18 protein-coding genes are annotated in these 17445 nt (G+C 43.1%); 8 read left to right on the top strand and 10 right to left on the bottom strand.

The features are described 5' to 3' along the window. Positions 1–123: 123 nt before the first annotated feature. Positions 124–669: a 3'-5' exonuclease gene (locus IHE35_RS09080; protein WP_242787093.1), complete on the bottom strand. Its 546-nt coding sequence runs from the start codon at positions 667–669 to the stop codon at positions 124–126. Positions 670–1107: 438 nt separating this feature from the next. Here IHE35_RS09080 and IHE35_RS14670 point away from each other — a divergent pair, with 438 nt between their 5' ends. The 3 genes from IHE35_RS14670 (at position 1108) to IHE35_RS09070 (ending at position 4043) form a co-directional block, all read left to right on the top strand. Beyond that, positions 1108–1242 carry a hypothetical protein gene (locus tag IHE35_RS14670; protein WP_275975165.1) on the top strand — a complete coding sequence of 45 codons (135 nt, stop codon included), beginning with the start codon at positions 1108–1110 and terminating at the stop codon, positions 1240–1242. A 174-nt stretch (positions 1243–1416) separates the two neighbouring features. Continuing rightward, positions 1417–1968, top strand: coding sequence for a M23 family metallopeptidase (locus IHE35_RS09075; RefSeq protein WP_242787092.1), 552 nt, complete (start codon positions 1417–1419; stop codon positions 1966–1968). 86 nt (positions 1969–2054) lie between these two features. Then, entirely contained in the window at positions 2055–4043 is a 1989-nt protein-coding gene (locus IHE35_RS09070) for an acyltransferase family protein (RefSeq protein WP_242787091.1), read from the top strand. Between the two features lie 46 nt (positions 4044–4089). Here the strand turns inward: IHE35_RS09070 and IHE35_RS09065 are convergent, their stop codons facing one another. After that, positions 4090–5520 carry a pyridoxal phosphate-dependent aminotransferase gene (locus IHE35_RS09065; protein ID WP_242787090.1) on the bottom strand — a complete coding sequence of 477 codons (1431 nt, stop codon included), beginning with the start codon at positions 5518–5520 and terminating at the stop codon, positions 4090–4092. Positions 5521–5749: 229 nt separating this feature from the next. Here IHE35_RS09065 and msrB point away from each other — a divergent pair, with 229 nt between their 5' ends. The 3 genes from msrB to IHE35_RS09050 are packed head-to-tail and all read left to right on the top strand — an operon-like array spanning position 5750 to position 7151. Further along, positions 5750–6169: a peptide-methionine (R)-S-oxide reductase MsrB gene (gene msrB, locus IHE35_RS09060; RefSeq protein ID WP_242787089.1), complete on the top strand. Its 420-nt coding sequence runs from the start codon at positions 5750–5752 to the stop codon at positions 6167–6169. Next, positions 6166–6642: a glutathione peroxidase gene (locus tag IHE35_RS09055; protein WP_242787088.1), complete on the top strand. Its 477-nt coding sequence runs from the start codon at positions 6166–6168 to the stop codon at positions 6640–6642. Before msrB ends, IHE35_RS09055 begins: the two co-directional genes overlap by 4 nt. Positions 6643–6698: 56 nt before the next feature. Continuing rightward, entirely contained in the window at positions 6699–7151 is a 453-nt protein-coding gene (locus IHE35_RS09050; protein WP_242787087.1) for an energy transducer TonB, read from the top strand. A 32-nt stretch (positions 7152–7183) separates the two neighbouring features. On the opposite strand, the gene dapC is transcribed toward IHE35_RS09050, so the two are convergent. From dapC to IHE35_RS09020, 6 genes are all read right to left on the bottom strand, one after another. Continuing rightward, on the bottom strand, positions 7184–8353 hold the full coding sequence (dapC, locus tag IHE35_RS09045; RefSeq protein WP_242787086.1) for a succinyldiaminopimelate transaminase: 1170 nt from the start codon (positions 8351–8353) through the stop codon (positions 7184–7186). 17 nt (positions 8354–8370) lie between these two features. Next, the gene (gene glnD / locus IHE35_RS09040) at positions 8371–11043 is read right to left on the bottom strand and encodes a [protein-PII] uridylyltransferase (protein WP_242787085.1); all 2673 of its coding nucleotides are present in this window, start codon (positions 11041–11043) and stop codon (positions 8371–8373) included. 26 nt (positions 11044–11069) lie between these two features. Further along, positions 11070–12284, bottom strand: coding sequence for a formate-dependent phosphoribosylglycinamide formyltransferase (gene purT / locus IHE35_RS09035; protein ID WP_242787084.1), 1215 nt, complete (start codon positions 12282–12284; stop codon positions 11070–11072). 127 nt (positions 12285–12411) lie between these two features. Beyond that, positions 12412–13041 carry a hypothetical protein gene (locus tag IHE35_RS09030; protein ID WP_242787083.1) on the bottom strand — a complete coding sequence of 210 codons (630 nt, stop codon included), beginning with the start codon at positions 13039–13041 and terminating at the stop codon, positions 12412–12414. A gap of 86 nt (positions 13042–13127) precedes the next feature. Beyond that, a complete protein-coding gene (gene ygaH / locus IHE35_RS09025; RefSeq protein WP_242787082.1) occupies positions 13128–13475 on the bottom strand; it encodes an L-valine transporter subunit YgaH in 348 nt (115 codons plus the stop codon). Continuing rightward, positions 13472–14224, bottom strand: coding sequence for an AzlC family ABC transporter permease (locus tag IHE35_RS09020; protein ID WP_242787081.1), 753 nt, complete (start codon positions 14222–14224; stop codon positions 13472–13474). The genes ygaH and IHE35_RS09020 overlap by 4 nt, the downstream gene beginning before the upstream one ends. Positions 14225–14329: 105 nt before the next feature. Here IHE35_RS09020 and IHE35_RS09015 point away from each other — a divergent pair, with 105 nt between their 5' ends. Further along, the gene (locus IHE35_RS09015; RefSeq protein WP_242787080.1) at positions 14330–14821 is read left to right on the top strand and encodes a hypothetical protein; all 492 of its coding nucleotides are present in this window, start codon (positions 14330–14332) and stop codon (positions 14819–14821) included. A gap of 70 nt (positions 14822–14891) precedes the next feature. Here the strand turns inward: IHE35_RS09015 and IHE35_RS09010 are convergent, their stop codons facing one another. Beyond that, positions 14892–15587, bottom strand: coding sequence for a Crp/Fnr family transcriptional regulator (locus IHE35_RS09010; RefSeq protein WP_242787079.1), 696 nt, complete (start codon positions 15585–15587; stop codon positions 14892–14894). Positions 15588–15689: 102 nt separating this feature from the next. Between IHE35_RS09010 and IHE35_RS09005 the strand changes: the two genes are divergently transcribed. After that, positions 15690–16235 (top strand): Mpo1-like protein, encoded by a 546-nt coding sequence (locus IHE35_RS09005; protein ID WP_242787078.1) that lies wholly within the window; start codon positions 15690–15692, stop codon positions 16233–16235. Positions 16236–16291: 56 nt separating this feature from the next. On the opposite strand, the gene ychF is transcribed toward IHE35_RS09005, so the two are convergent. Then, on the bottom strand, positions 16292–17383 hold the full coding sequence (gene ychF, locus IHE35_RS09000; RefSeq protein ID WP_242787077.1) for a redox-regulated ATPase YchF: 1092 nt from the start codon (positions 17381–17383) through the stop codon (positions 16292–16294). Positions 17384–17445: the final 62 nt, after the last annotated feature.

The raw sequence follows: 17445 nt of genomic DNA, 5'->3' as shown, positions 1-17445 counted from the left end.
ATTATGAGGGAAGACGGCCTTAAAGTGTTGCTTATCTCGAAATATTTTTTGAAACTGCTAGTAGTTGAACATGTGAATAGCGTCTTGCAAAAGGGTTAAGCTCAGTTATAAACGTATATAAAATCAAACCTGAATTTGTTTTAAAATCAAACGACACAGCTCCGCCTGAAAGATCGCATCCTGTAGCGCATTATGATTGCCTCTGCTTTGGGGCTTTAAAATTTCAATAATATTCTTTGCTCGAGTTTCTGACCAACGCCCGCCAAATGCACCTAAATAAAGCGATTTAATATCTAATGAGGAGACACCAAAAAGATTGTGTCCGATAAATTTATGAAAATAATAATTCATAAAAGACCAGTCAAAACCGGCATTAAATCCGACAAATATCGGTGTTTCAGACTTGGAAAGCTTTTGCTCAAGCCACGCCGCACAATGCTGCATCGCGGTAGCAGGATCTACTCCATGTTTTGCCAAATCTTCTAAATTAAAACCGGTCACGGCCAAGGCCCTCGGATCAGCTTTAAAGGAAACAGGCTGCAATTCACAATAAAACTGGGTATCAGGCTGCTCCACGAGGCACATGCCGATAGACAATAGATCATATTCACCGGGAATTGGCCCTGAGGCTTCAATATCAACGGAAATAAATACTTCTTTTTTAGCCATCTTTATTTGATTACTCATCTCAATTTATACAGATTTTCCTAGTTTTAATTTTCAAGCTATTTTCACTTTGCAGACTGAAAATTAATACTGTGCAAGAAAATGACTATTTCTTAGCTCTTGTATGATGACTCAGATTTAAAATTACTGAATTACAGTCATCATAATCTATGATCTTTAAAGTCGAAACTGACACTCAAATCTTGACTTCATACTTATAAATCTCAAGATATGACTTGTACGCCGAGTAATCTCATGTTTCAGCGTGCAAAACTCTGTAAGACTTGTAATGACAAAAAACAGCAGCCCTTTACAACAGAATGACTTAGTAAAATTGCACTTACATTGAAGCAATTAGATACGACTCTTGCATTGGTTATTTATTCATAGTGGTTAGAGTAGAAAAACAATCTTCTTGATCGAGATGAGTAGGAGTCAAAAATGGCTAGATCTCAAGCAAAACATAAGCAGACTCAGCAAAAGGACAAAAAGGATTCTATGCAGGACGAGGAACAGCAGCAGCAACAGCAGCAACCTCAAAAATCTAAACCATCACGGGCGAAAAAACGTAAATAGTCTATGATTTTGAATCGGTGATAATCAATGACAAAACCCTCTATAAAGAGGGTTTTGTTGTTTAGAAGAGAACATAATCTTCAAAGGAATCATCAACAAAAATTACAAGAACAGCACGTGTGATCGGATTGAATTGAATAAGATTATTTTAATAAAAGTGAACGAGAGATTGCAGTGCCGAATTTAAGTGCTTCCCTGTTACTGATTACTGTATTAATACTCCTGAGTGGCTGTCAGCCACCACCGTCTGGTGAATCGGCAGGTTGGAAAAGCCCTTATTTATATTGGCAATTGAGAAAAGAAACTTTATCGCAACCTTTAACCATTCCAGTAGAGGGCGTGACTCAAAGACAGCTCAATGATACTTGGGGCGCTTCACGGAGTGCAGGCCGTAAGCATGAAGGCATTGATATATTTGCTCAACGTGGCACACCCGTACTGAGTGCAACGAGAGGTATTGTTAGAAATATTGGAACTAACAATTTGGGTGGTAAAGTGATCTGGATAACCGGGCCGGAGCTGAGTCAGCATTATTATGCACATCTGGATGAATATGCTGAGCATATACAGGCGGGTGACTGGGTGGAAGCAGGCGAAGTCATCGCTTATGTCGGTAATACTGGTAATGCTAAATCAACACCACCACATCTGCATTATGGAATTTATTTTAGTGGGCAGGGTGCAACGAATCCTTATCCTTATTTGAAAGCTGAGGAATTAAAATAAACGTCATAATGTAAGATAAATGTAAAAAAAATTAATCTAGAAATGGAAAAGCATAAAATATCTTATCTCCCGCTTTTCCTGTTTTTATGAGTATTGCCTACAGACCTGATATCGATGGCCTACGTGCTATTGCGGTATCTCTGGTTATTTTCAATCATTTAGGCTGGTCGCTATTTTCTGGTGGTTATATTGGTGTAGATATCTTCTTTGTGATTTCAGGCTATCTGATCACCATTATCCTTACACGCGATATTCAGTCCCAACAATTCTCAATTGCCCGATTCTATAAAAAACGTGTGGTCCGTTTGGCACCGGCGTATTTTACCGTACTTGCTGTGGTTAGCCTGATTGCCTGGCAGGTGATGCTGCCGGGTGAACTGACTGAATATTTTAAGAGTGTCATGTATGCCACGGTGCTCATTGCGAATCTGTATATGCGTAATGAGGTGGGGGATTATTTTAGCCCGAGTGTGGAAAATGTACCGCTGCTGCACTTGTGGTCACTAGGGGTCGAAGAACAGTTTTATATCTTCTGGCCTTTATTGTTATGGCTGTTTCTGGCCAAGGCATCGCGTAAATATCTTTGGTTGATGATTGGTACCTTCATTATCATTCTACTGGCTTATGCCCAATATCAACTCACGCAAAATCCAGCCAAAGCTTATTACAGCATGCCTGTAAGGGCTTTTGAGTTGCTGATTGGAGCATTCATCACCTGTTTACCGCAGCCAAAGCTACCTAAAAAATTACTGCAAATGCTGGTGTGGCTTGGAGTCATTGTTTTATTTGCAACTGCAATTTATTTTTATCATCAGACGCCATTTCCCGGTCTCATGGCACTAATTCCTTGTCTGGCAACAGCAGTGATTATTTATCTGGGGCAATCTGTACCAGCAACGAATCTGTTGCTCAGCAATCAGTTGAGCACCTGGATCGGAAAAATTTCATATCCGCTGTATTTATGGCACTGGCCGATTATCGTGTTATTCGGTATTTATATGCTGCCACTCAATACAGAAAATCAGATCATCATTATTCTGCTGTCACTGCTTTTGGCATTTCTTACCTATCAACTGGCAGAAAAACCACTGAAACGCTTTGTAATGGCTGCAAATTACAAGGTGATTATTCTTGGATTTTTGCTTCCTGCAAGCATCTTTATTGCGATCGCTCAGATTATTAAAAATAATGATGGTTTTCCAGATCGGTTTCCCCCGTCTGTATATGCCAAGCAGGAAGCGTTGCACGCTTATGCGCATGTGATTCGCAGCCAGTGTATGGATACTGATCCAAAAACCTTACCTCGCGCTAAAGATTGCGTATTGGGGCAGAAAAAAGAAAATATTGATTTTTTATTAATTGGTGATTCACATGCCAATGCCTATACGGCAATGCTAGATGAATGGGCTAAAGATGCCAATTTACGTGGTTATGACATTACCCAAAGTTCAACTTTTTATTTGCCCGGTGTGCAGCGTTCTGAGTTAAAGCTCGGACGTTGGGAGGAGCTGTCTAAGTTCCAGATACGTAATAATGCTATTAGCGAACATCTGTCTAAAGCCCATTATCCAATGATTATTTTAGCCGGTTCCTATGTGCCGTATTTTGGAGATGAGGTGAAACTTAAAGATGGCATTCATCACAGCAATGATGAGATCTTTAAAGCAGGCTTGATGAAAGCTCTAGAAATTGCCCATAAAGCGGGTGATCAGGTCATTCTATTGAACGATGTGCCACGTCTGGATTGGGAAGGGATACCTTCAGACTGTAATATTCGCAACGAAATTCTAAATCGGCATGCGCAATGTACGGTTTCCAGAAAGAGTTACGAAACTCATTTAAAACCATTTAACCAAATATTGTCAGAAGCCAAACTGAAATATCCTGATTTGCAAATTATTGATCCGACTAAGGTGATCTGTGATCAGCAGGTATGTAAGATCATAGTAAATGATGTGCCTTTATATCGTTTCAAAGATGACAACCATATTAATGATCAGGGTTCGCGGCAATTGGGGATTGAATATCTGAAAAAATTTGGTAATCCCCTGAAAGACCTAAAAGGGAATGAATAGGAATAAAAAAACCGCGTGATTAAACGCGGTTTTTTTATCGGTGCTATTAACGCATTTTTGCCAAGAAACGACCTAAACGGTTAATGGCTTCACGCAATTCATTTTCTGCTGGTAGGAATACCACACGGAAATGATCCGGAGTTGGCCAGTTAAAACCTGTACCTTGTACCAGTAATACTTTCTCGGCACGCAGCAGATCCAGCATCAGTTTTTCATCATCTTCAATCGGATAAATTTCCGGATCTAAGCGAGGGAAGCAGTACATCGCGCCTTCAGGTTTGACACAAGTGACGCCAGGAATTTCATTCAGCATTTCCCAGGCAATATTGCGTTGTTCATACAGACGACCACCTGGGCGGATCAGGTCATTAATCGACTGATAACCACCGAGGGCAGTTTGAATTGCATATTGTGCCTGATGATTGGCGCAAAGGCGCATCGATGCCAGCATATCCAGACCTTCGATATAATCTGCTGCACGAGACTTGTCACCAGTAATGGCCATCCAGCCAGAACGGTAACCTGCAATACGGTAGGCTTTAGACAGACCATTGAAAGAGATACACAGCTGATCACCGGCAAGTGATGCAACAGCTACATGCTCGATACCGTCATAAACGATCTTGTCGTAGATTTCGTCAGCAAACAAAATCAGGTCGTGCTTTTTCGCCAGATCCACGATTTGTTGTAATACATGACGTGGATAAACTGAGCCCGTCGGGTTGTTTGGGTTAATGATCACGATACCGCGGGTATTCGGCGTGATTTTGCTTTCCATATCCGCGATGTCTGGATACCAGTAATTTTCTTCATCACATTTGTAGTGAATTGCAGTACCGCCAGAGAGATTCACTGCTGCCGTCCAAAGCGGATAATCAGGCATTGGAATCAGCATTTCATCGCCGTCATCCAGCAAACCTTGCATTGCCATGACAATCAGCTCAGATACACCATTACCGATATACACATCATTAACGTGCATATCCAGAATGCCTTTTTGCTGGTAGTACTGGCAGATTGCCTTACGTGCCGGGAAAATACCTTTAGAGTCGGTATAACCAATCGCATTTGGCAGATTGAGGGCTACATCATTGATAATTTCTTGTGGTGCCTCAAAACCGAATGGGGCAGGGTTACCAATATTCAGCTTAATGATCTTATGCCCGGCTTCCTCCATCTCGTTGGCCGCTCGTAACACTGGTCCGCGAATGTCGTAGCATACATGCTCGAGTTTGGACGATTTTTTGATTTCGCGAGGGTTTTGGAAAGTGTTCGGCATTTTGATGTTCTCTGAAAGAGTGGAGGTCACTTTTGCATAACGATATAAATAACTTTTAAATGTCTCAGTTGTGACTAGATCGAGATTATGTTCATCGCGGAGTAGTGCAACAATTTTTTCATGCGTAAATCCAAGCTGTTGATATTGTTTGATCACTGGCAATAGATTTTTAAAAATTACGCTTTTTTTCTGCGACATTTTTTAATCCTGAGCAAATTTAGGACTAAGCCTACCACTAAAATTGCTCACGAAAAAGCATTTAATGCATAAATTGCTCACTTTTACCTTCTAAATTTGCTTACTTTTTGCTTTTTTAGGGATTATATGTCTTTTGTAAAATGTTAAATAAACACTAGAATTTTTAAAATGAATCACGTAAATATAGGATTATCCTATTTTAAATAGCAAGATATAAAGGTACGTCATCATGGGAAAACTCAATAAATCAGACAGAGAGTGGCAAAGAGAGTTATCACCTGAAGAATTCCGTATTACACGTCAAAAAGGGACCGAGCCAGCATTTACTGGCAAATATTGGAACACTAAACAAGATGGTACTTATGTATGCCGTTGCTGTGGTGAACCTTTATTTACTTCAGAAACCAAATTTGACAGTGGTTGTGGTTGGCCAAGCTTCTATAAGGCGATCAATGGCTCTGCAATTGAAGAGCATTTAGATACATCTCATGGTATGGTCAGAACAGAAATTGTTTGTCACCATTGTGATGCACATTTAGGGCATGTTTTCACTGACGGACCACAACCAACAGGTTTACGTTACTGTGTGAACTCCGCTTCATTAGAATTAAAAACACAAGAAAAAAATGATGAGGAAACTTATCCATGACCAGCATATATCAGTTTGAAGCTGAATTGTTAGATGGAAAAACCAAGCAATTTGCAGACTATGAAGGAAAGGTGTTGCTAATCGTAAACACCGCGAGTAAGTGCGGTTTTACACCACAGTTTGCCGGCCTGGAAAAGCTCTATGCAAAATATAAAGACCGTGGTCTGGAGGTTTTAGGCTTTCCTTGTAACCAGTTTGGCGGACAGGATCCGGGCAGTAATGAGCAAATTGGTGCATATTGCCAGAAGAACTATGGAGTGACATTTCCGATGTTTTCCAAGATCGATGTCAAAGGCCCTGAAGCACATGCGATTTTCCGTTATCTGACCAATAATTCTAAAGGTATTCTGGGTAATGGTATTAAATGGAACTTTACCAAGTTCCTGATTGGGCGTGATGGTAAAGTCCTGAATCGTTTTGCTCCAACCACCAAGCCAGAAGACCTGGAAGCTGAGATCGAAAAAGCGCTATAATGCGCTTATTCCGGGCGGTCATTGGCCGCCTGTCATTCTCTCCTTAAGACATTGCCATGCCATCCAGAATCCTTGGTCAGAGCCTGCTACTCAGTGCATGTATTGGGCTGTTTTTATCTTCTGCTTATGCACAGGATGAAAAGACCCGGCAATTACTAAAAAGGCTGAAGCAGCCTGTTCCAGCTTATCAGCCGCCTACAGTCAAGAATGCTGTTCCGCCACATTTGCTGACGAAGCATGGCTATGAAGTCAGCTGGCTAAAAGCCCCCTATCTGAGATTTAACGATGCAGAACTGCAACGTGCCAAGACAGCAATCGTGAAAATGACGGTCATTGCCAATACAGGGCAGATTACCGATGTTCAGATCATTCAGAGTTCTGGCTTAAGAGTTGTCGATGCCAAAATTAAAGAAGCGGTGGTGGCTGCCAAACTGGAGCCGATTAAGGGTGTAGATCGTAATCTGGTTTATAGTCTGGAACATGAGATTGAAATAAAAAATCCACTGTAAATACAGTGGATTTTTGGATTAAAAAGTGTGGATTAAAGAATGGCTTTTAAGCGCGCAATGACCTGTTCGCATTGCGCCAGATCTGCAACCAGCGCCAGACGGACATGGTTTTCACCCGGGTTGCCTTGTTCAGTATCACGAGACAGGTAGCGACCAGGAAGTACCTTGATATGCGCCTGTTCCATTAAACGTTTGGCAAATTCTTCGTCATTGTCCACTTTCAACCAGTAGTAAAAGCCTGCATCCGGTTTTTTTAGTGGCAGCAGGTGACCAAGCTCTTTCTGGAACAGGTTAAACTTGGCGCGGTACTGTACACGGTTTTCTTCAACATGCGCTTCATCATCCCAGGCTGCGATTGAAGCGAGCTGATGTTGAACCGGCATCGCTGCACCGTGGTAAGTACGATATTGCAGATAAGGTTTAAGCAAATCCGCATCACCCGCAACAAAGCCTGAACGCATACCTGGCAGATTCGAGCGTTTAGATAGCGAATGGAATACTACGCAGTTTTTGTAGTCATCACGTCCGATTTCTGCACAGACTTCCAGTAAGCCGACTGGTGCTTCATCAAACCATAATTCTGAGTAACATTCATCTGAAGCAATGACGAAGTCATATTGATCAGAAAGCGCAATCAGTTTTTTGAACTGTTCTTTAGACAGGACTGCACCTGTCGGGTTACCCGGTGTGCAGACAAACAGTAATGCAGTTTTTTCCCAGACTTCTGCAGGGACTGCATCAAAATCACCAAGGTAATTATTTTCTTCAGTACAGTTAATGAAGTACGGTTTTGCACCTGAAAGTAGCGTTGCACCTTCATAAATCTGATAGAAAGGATTTGGCATCACCACATAAGGTGCATCTTCACGATTAATCAGTGCCTGTACAAAAGAGAAGATGGCTTCACGTGTACCAGAAACAGGTAATACATTGCTATCTGCGCTGATGCTATTTAGTTTAAAACGGCGAGTCAGCCAGTTGGCAATACTGGTACGCAACTCAGGCAGGCCTTTAGAGTTTGGATAAGTCGACAGGTGCTGAAAATTATCAATAATCGCCTGTTTCACGAACTCAGGAGCCGGATGCTTTGGTTCACCAATCGATAGGGGAATGAGTGGCATATTCGCAGGCTTGATATCCGCAAAAAGTTTATTCAACTTTTCAAATGGATAAGGATGCAATAAAGACAAGCTAGAGTTCATGAATGAGTTACCGCGTTTTAATGTGAGTGTTGACTGTTGACCTGATGAGAGGCTTCATCCAGCGCTGCTTTTAAAGCAGTGGCAAATTCAGAAGATTCTTCAGGGTTCAACGGCATGCCATTTTTTTTGGTGACGAAGAAAATGTCTTCGGCACGTTCGCCAAGTGTGGCAATTTTGGCAGAGTGAATATCCAGACCACGCATCATAAATAATCCGCCGACTTTAGCAAGTAGACCCGGTTGGTCGAGCGTAGCGATTTCTACCATATTCTGGTTTAAAACTGGGTTGAGGCTGATATCTACTGTATTTTCAATATCAAAATGACGAAGCTGACGTGGAATACGGCGCTGCATCAGGCCCGGGTATTTATCAGAATGGCTTAAGGCATCTTTAAGTGCATCAATAACTTTCAGCTCGCGTTCCGGATCGGTCAGCAGCGTACCGAAACGGTCAAGAACGACATAGGTGTCCAGGCTGAACGCCTTGGTGGCTGTGATAATCCGCGCATCCTGTACATCCAGGTCCATACGGTCCAGAACGGCTACTGTGGTGGCAAACAGGTTTGGTTTATCTTGCGTATAAATAAAGATCTGCACTGCATCTTGTGCATATTTACGATGTGGGCGCATTAGCACCAGCGGTTCAGAATTATCACCATGTTGCAAAATGGCACGGGTATGCCAGGCGATTTCATCTGGCGACTCTTTCAGGAAGTAGTCATCACCCAGTTCCTGCCAGATGGTTTCCACATCATACAAAGAGAAGTCCTGTACCAGCAGTTCGCTGGCAGCAAACTTGGTGTCTTCAATCAGCATCTGATAATCCACTGGACGTCCCAGACCTGAACGGATGACATCACGTGCATGGGTGTATAGCTGACGCATTAAAGATGCACGCCAGGTATTCCACAGTTTTGGATTAGTGGCGTTAATATCGGCTACGGTCAGGGTATACAGATAATCCAGATGCTCCATATCACCCATTTTCTCTGCAAATTCACGGACTACATCCGGATCAGAAATATCTTTTTTCTGTGAAGTCACTGACATGAGCAGGTGGTTCTGAATCAGCCATGCAACCAGATTACATTCACGCTCGGTAAAGCCATGCGTGCGGCAGAATGCAATTGCATCGGTCGCACCAAGTTCGCTGTGGTCACCGCCACGACCTTTGGCAATGTCATGGAATAAGGCAGCCAGATAGACGATGTCACGACGGGCCAGACGCTGGAACACTGAACTCACTACAGGGAATTCTTTGGCGAATTCAGGTTCCTTAAAGCGGTTCAGGTTACGCAATAGCAGTAGGGTATGTGCATCTACGGTATAGATATGGAACAGGTCGTATTGCATAAGCCCCATAATCTGGCCAAAGGCCGGAATATAGTTGCCCAGTACGCCGTAGCGTTTCATTGCCACCAAGGTTTCATATAAACGATGTGGTGAGCGGATAATCGCCATAAACAGCGCTTGGTGAATGGGGTTATTACGATAGTCCTGATCAATGCGTTTTGCCGCAAGCGTTAACAGACGTAAGGTACGGGCACGGATGCCTTCAATCTCTGGACGGTTTGCCAGTAGATAAAAGATTTCAAGAATCGCGCTTGGATTTTCCGAGAAAATTTTATGGTGCTGTACCGCAAGTTTGCCATCAACCAGTTTAAAGTTCTGGTTAATTTCTTCGATGTTGCGTTCATAATTTGGCAGACGCGGGGTAATCACCGATTCATTAAAATAGGCCAATAGCATTTCATTCAGCGTTGATACCTGCTGGGCATTGCGGTAATAACGCTTCATGAACTGTTCAATCGGATAATTCTGCGGCTGACCTTCTTCGCGTACATAGCCAAACTTCGCAGCGATATCACGTTGATAGTCGAATAACAGGCGGTTTTCATCGCGTTTGGTAATGCGATGCAGATGGTGACGGATTTCCCAGAGGAAGCTTTCGGCTTCTTCTAAAACTCCCAGTTCAAATTCTGAAATAAAACCAAGATGTACCAGATCATAAATACGGTTTACACGGAAGTGGCGTTTGGCAATCCAGCCGATCTGGTTAATATCGCGAATACCACCCGGAGCATTTTTAATGTCCGGTTCGAGATTACTTTCTGTATTGTTATGTTGAGCATAGCGTTTATGTTGCTCTTCCATTTTGGCATCAAAAAAGGTCTTGTCGGTCCAGGATTGAGACACGATACGACGCGGCCATTTTGCCAGACTTTCATTGCCGGTAATCAGACGGGCTTCAATCAGGGTAGTCGCTACAGTCAGGTCACTGCTGGCCTGATTGACACATTCATTAATGGTGCGGACGCTAATGCCCGGCTTGAAATTGCCAACATCCCATAGGGATGAAATAAAGGTCGAAATCAGCTGTTCCTGTTCAGAAGTAATTTCATCTTCTGATAAGATCATAATGTCGACATCAGAATAGGGCAGCATTTCGCGGCGGCCGTAGCCACCGACAGCAAACAGCCCCAGATCGGTCTGATCGAGTTCAGCATGCTTCCACAGGAACTGCAATGCTTCATCAATCAGATTAGATCGGCTCAGAATAATGTCACGGATCGACTCACCATTTTCAAAACAATTCTGCAGCTGGTGCTCGACATCACTGCGCCATTCGTTAATGGCCTTAATGTCGTGGTTACTTTTGGTGTAATTCAGCAATGGCAGGGTATTGATCATGAACAGTCGTCCGTTTGTATTTCAGCTTAGTTTTGGTTAACACTGACTTGTTGAGCCACCTGTTGCGCAAGTTCACGTGCCTGATCCGTTGTTTCAGCACGCGCTGTTGCTACACCCATACGACGTCGTTTGAAGCCTTCAGGCTTGCCAAACAGGCGCAGGTCTGTGTTGCCGTCTGTTAAAGCAAGATCCAGGCCAGAATATGAGAGATTCTGATCATCTACACCGGCATAAATCACAGCACTGGCAGCAATACTATGACGGGTTGTATTCACCGGAAGCCCCAGGATCGCACGCGCATGCAGCTCAAATTCACTTTGGAACTGGGAAGCTAAAGTCACTAAACCAGTGTCGTGTGGACGTGGTGATACTTCACTAAACCATACTTTGTCGCCTTTGACAAAGAGTTCTACCCCAAAAATACCGCAACCACCGAGCGCAACGGTTACTTTATTGGCAATTCGCTTGGCTTCTTCCAATGCAGCAGGTGTCATTGGCTGTGGCTGCCAGCTCTCGACATAATCACCAGAGTCCTGACGATGACCAATCGGGTCGCAATAAGAAGTTTCGATTTCACCTGTTTTCGGATTTTTGGCACGAACGGTCAGCAGGGTGATTTCAAAATCAAAATCAATCTGTGACTCAACAATAACGGTGCCTTGATTTACACGACCACCCGTTTGCGCATATTCCCAGGCAGCATCAACTTCATCGAAGTTTTTTACGCGAGATTGCCCTTTGCCTGAAGAGGACATCACAGGCTTCACAAAGTTTGGATAACCAATATCATCACAAGCGGCGCGGAAAGATTCTAAAGTATCAGCAAAACGGTAAGCAGAGGTTGGCAGGCCCAGTTCTTCTGCTGCCAGACGACGGATACCTTCACGATTCATGGTCAGATTTACCGCTTTAGCTGAAGGAATCACAGTGGCAATATTCTGTTCTTCAATTTCAACCAGCACCTGAGTGGCAATCGCTTCGATTTCCGGCACAATCAGATTGGGTTTAACCTGATTAATCAGCTGTTTGAGTTCTTCAGGGTCAGCCATATTCAGGGTATGCGACTGATGTGCAACTTGCATGGCAGGTGCATGGTCATAGCGGTCAGCAGCGTGAACCTCAACACCCAACCGTTGCAGGGAAATCACCACTTCCTTGCCCAGTTCGCCTGAACCCAGTAATAAGACCTTGAAGGCAGAAGCCTGTAGTGGGGTACCAATCGTCACGCTCATGTAAATCATCCATGTTTGATTTTATGGGCTTTTAGCATAGCAGAACTCTTGGCAGAGATAAGGCCGGTTTCATACAAAATTGTGATATTGCCCAACAGTTTTATTTATTAAAGTTCGCAAAATTTAGATTAAGAAATCAGACGGATATTTTCACTGGATTAATTTTAGGATCCAAATCATAAATACGACTTTGCAGATTCAGTTTTTCCATTTCAAGAATCTGCTCTGAACTTAAATCCAACCAACCTAGGAGTTTCATGGTTTGATTGCGTTGCCAGTAGAGATAGGGAACAGCAAAGGGTAGAACAAAGCCAACAGTAAATAATCCTAAACCCATCAGGCAAAGCATGAAAGCATCCAGAATTACGTTACCCAACTGGACATGACCGACAGAAAATGCTGCAAGGAAAAAGAAGAGAGTGAGCAGGGCGAAAAGAAAGCCAAACAGTTTGAGCGCATTCGGTAAAATACGATATTTTAAACTCCAGACGCTAAATATCAGGTTTTGTGGATGTAAATGCGCCACCTGCTGGGTCTCATTAAAAAGAGCAATGATTTTATTTTGACCATTTTTCTGAATATAGATGACACGGACCTGATCTGCGGGTTCAGCATGTACTTCAATAAAGTGGCCGCTAAAATTCTTAGCATTGATAAAGCATTCAAAATAACAGGCAGGAAAACTGTTCCGGGAATATTGTAATGGTTTATCCCAGCGCTGATGAATAAAGATTTTCCCCTCAAGCATTTGCTTTGGTTCAAACATGCCAATTTTCCTGTTTTCTTATTGTCATTAAAAAAAGGCTTATACCTGAATGTAGCATAAGCCTTTTATATGTATTGATTTAATCTTTAAAAATGAATCGGCAGATAAGTATAAATCAGGCCATACGTAAGAGCGGCCGTCAGGGTGGCCATCACAATCCGTTTAAACTTGAAATACAGCACTGATAATACAATAAAACCAGCCAGCATCGCCACACTTTTATCGGGAGTTTCCAGTAAAGGTGGTAGTGTGGCCACGACCAGCATTGAGCTGATTGCAGAAATTCCAATCGCACCCAAGGCAATTTTCAACCACAGCGCACCACGCTTTTGTGAACCTTGCTGCAATTTCTGAATTACAAAGAAAGGACCAAAGCGGGAAGCGAAATTGGCAATCCCGACCACAATACCGACCAGAATAATCTCTAGATTCATAGTTCTTCTCCGACATGCTCAGGATCGGGCCGTTTGAGTACATAGTGCTTAAACAAGCCTGCCAGAATACCGGAACTGATGCCGATAAAGATTGCAGCAGACAGGTCGATCATGTAGCAGGCAATGGCAGAAACAACAATCGTCACAGCCACGACAAAAGTATGCTTCTTCTCAAAGGCTGCTAGCAGGAAACTCAGGAACAGGGCAGGTAACAGGAAGTCTAAAGCTGCCTGTAAAAATTGCGGTAAATTACTGACCTGATCTGCAAATAATCCACCGAGAAAAGAACCTGTGGCCCAAGACAACCAGCTGAACAAGCTTAAGCCTAGCATCCACGACTCAGACCATTCTTGGCGACGCTGGGACAGTTTAATCATGCCAGAGGCAAAGACTTCATCGGTGAGGCCCCAAGCCCAGACTGCGGTTTTTTTCAGATTGAGCCGATCCTGAATCAAATTCTGTAGCGCAGGGCCATAAAGTAAATGACGGATATCGAGCGCAATCACGGTTAATGCGGTCATCCAGATGGAAGTGCCACTGCCGAGCAATGCGACCACCAAAAATTGACTGGCACCTGCATACATGGAGCAGGACAGGAACAGTGCTTCCCAGGCAGTAAAGCCAAACTGGGTGGCAGAAACCCCAAAGGCAAAAGAAACGGGCAGATAAGTAAAAATAATCGCCTGGCTGTCTTTGGCACCTTGCCAAAAACTAGCAGGTTTTACAGCGTGTTGATTCAGTTCGGACACAGCACACCTTGGAGGGAGAGTTGAACAAGGGGTCAAATGGTAATTGAGTATTGTACGTGAATTTAATAGCATAGTGCCGAATTGTTTAAGATGGCGAGCCTGATAATGTTAATGTTCAAGACACGTTACATACTGAGTGTTGCTTTAGTCAGCACAGCATTGTTGTTACAGGCATGCGGAAATGAAGGTTCAGGCAATCAAGCTCAAGCACCGGAAATTAAGCCAGCCCCGAAACTGAGCAATGATGCGACCACTTATGCCCATGAAGCTTGGGCATTTATGAATGAAGTAGATCCGCTAGTCTACAACAAGCAGATTGATCAGATTGAAAAACGCGTTCGTCAACCTGCGCGCAAGTTGAGCACGGATTGGCGTATTAATGTAAAAATGACTGATTCCGTGACTGAAGGAAAATATGCATTGTGTCGTAAGGCCTTGACCAGTCTGGAAATCTGGGCACGTACCACACTTGATGATGGAAATGGTCTGGCACAGAAACAAGCCGACTATGAACGTGACAAAAAGCAGTGTGAAGGTGCAATTGCTCATCCACAACTGGGCAATACAGATCCGAAACAGGTGGGTGTCGCAAGCTGATCCATACTATCAGCACATCGAATTAAGGCTGAGTCATATACTCAGCCTTATTGATTTTCTTAGACCAAAATCAGTGAAGCGGGACACCGGTCAATTGATGGAGTCTTTGTACATCCAGAATTTCAATCTGTTTAAAGGCAATTTTCAGGATATTCATTTTTTCCAGCTGTTGCAGTTCCTGATTGATGGTTTGTCGGGAACACATCAGCATTTGAGATAACTGTTCCTGTGACAACTGAATGGTACGGTTTTCAATGACCAGATGATTGCCATAGCCTTGCAGGATAAACAGTAAACGCAGCGCTAGACGTTGTTGCAAGGTTTGGGTCTGAATAGAAAATAATTCCAGAAACACATAACGTAATTTCTGGCTCATGAGTTGAGAGATATGGAACCAGAATGCAGGATGTTCAGCGACCAGCTTATAAATAAATTGTGCGGGAATATGCAGGAGCAGGGACTTCTTGCAAGCAATGGCATGATGAGAACGTGGCTGTTCATCAACTAGTGAAATTTCACCAAACCAGACAATAGGTTCCACAATCGCAGAAACTGCTTCCTTACCCTCTATATCGATAGAACCTAGACCAATTGCACCTTCTAATACGGCATAGATTCCATCAAACAAATCACCTGAATAAAATACGGTCTGGTCTTTATCGAAGGATAAGGTAACTGCATGTTCCAGCAGGACGTTCTGGAAATGAGAAGGCAATTTTGAGAACCAGGAATTTTTTTCTAATTCAACAAGATATTTTTCTTCCACTCGCTTTGATGCTCCAAGTTTTATCAGTTGTCGTCCAGCTGACAACTTATTTTTTATTGTTGCGCTATAGTCAAGTCCTATGGCCAGTCAAGGAAGAATAATATGACCAGAGTAGAAAAACTATTAAGCCAATATGCAGCTTATCATTTAGACCGTAAGAATGTCATGACACATTTCATTGGGATCCCATTAATTGTTTTTTCCATTATTTGTCTTACTGCACGTGTATCACTGATGATGTCCGGCTTTGAGCTGACTTTAGCCTTGGGAATTCTCATTGTTTCAATTCTTTATTATTTAAGTATTGATGTATTTTTTGCCTTGATCATGGCCTTCATTTTTATGTTTGCCTATCCCTATGCTTATAACGTGGCACAGTGGTATACTGGAATCTGGTTGAGTAGCAGCGTTGGAATCTTTGTCATCGGGTGGGCATTCCAGTTCGTGGGACATTTTTATGAAAAGAAAAAACCAGCGTTTATGGATGATCTGATTGGACTTGCAATCGGGCCTTTATTTGTCCTGGCAGAAATAATTTTCCTGCTCGGCTTTCGCAAGGAACTTGAAGCCAAGATGTTGATTGAAGCACGTAAGCAGCGCTTGCTGATGGATCAGAACGCGCCATATGCGGAAGTAGCAGCTGATTAATCTTTTTAGAAATAGACAAAAAAGCCCCGAATTATCGGGGCTTTTTTGTCTTCAACTTATACGTTGAAACGGAAGTGCAGAACGTCGCCGTCCTGAACGATATAGGTTTTACCTTCCAGACGCCATTTACCTGCTTCTTTGGCACCCGCTTCGCCGTTGTATTGAACGAAGTCATCGTAAGCAATACATTCAGCACGAATAAAGCCTTTTTCAAAGTCAGTGTGGATTACACCCGCTGCTTGAGGTGCAGTTGCACCCACTTTTACTGTCCAGGCACGAACTTCCTGTACACCAGCAGTAAAGTAAGTTTGTAGACCAAGCAGTGAGTAACCTGCACGAATCACCACGTTCAGACCTGGTTCTTCCATGCCCATAGCTTCCAGGAATTCAGCACGGTCTTCATCTTCAAGTAATGAAATTTCAGCTTCGATCTGGTTACAAAGCGGAACCACGATTGCATTTTCAGCCGCAGCCAGCTCACGAACTGCATCAAGATGCGGGTTATTTTCAAAACCGTCTTCAGCCACGTTAGCGATGTACATAGTTGGTTTTAAGGTTAAAAGACCAAAGCCACGAACAAGTTTACGTTCGTCATCATCCAGATCAGCTGCACGAGCAGGTTTACCTTCGTCTAAAAGAGGAAGAATTTTATCTAGAACTGCTTTAGTCGCGATCGCTTCTTTATCGCCACCTTTCGCAGATTTAGCCAAACGGGTTACTGCTTTAGTCACGGTTTCCAGGTCAGCTAGTGCAAGCTCAGTATTGATCGTTGCGATATCATCAAGCGGATCAATTTTACCGTTGACGTGAATCACGTTTTCATCTTCGAAACAACGAACAACGTGAGCAATTGCATCAGTTTCACGGATATTCGCCAGGAACTGGTTACCCAGACCTTCGCCTTTAGATGCACCAGCAACCAGACCCGCGATGTCCACGAATTCCATGGTAGTTGGTACCACGCGTTGTGGTTTTACGATTTCAGCAAGTTTGTCCAGGCGTGGATCAGGCACAGGCACGATACCGGTGTTTGGTTCAATCGTACAGAATGGGAAGTTTTCCGCAGCAATTGCAGCTTTAGTTAATGCATTGAAAAGCGTAGATTTACCAACGTTAGGCAGGCCTACAATACCACAATTAAAACCCATGAAATAACTCACAAAGCGTTATATAAAAATTGCCAGTGATTTTACATGAAAGCCATGACAAA

Origin of the sequence: Acinetobacter sp. ASP199 (genome assembly GCF_022700675.1) — a bacterium.
Classification (GTDB): Bacteria; Pseudomonadota; Gammaproteobacteria; order Pseudomonadales; family Moraxellaceae; genus Acinetobacter.
This window is presented reverse-complemented; position numbering and strand designations above follow the sequence as displayed.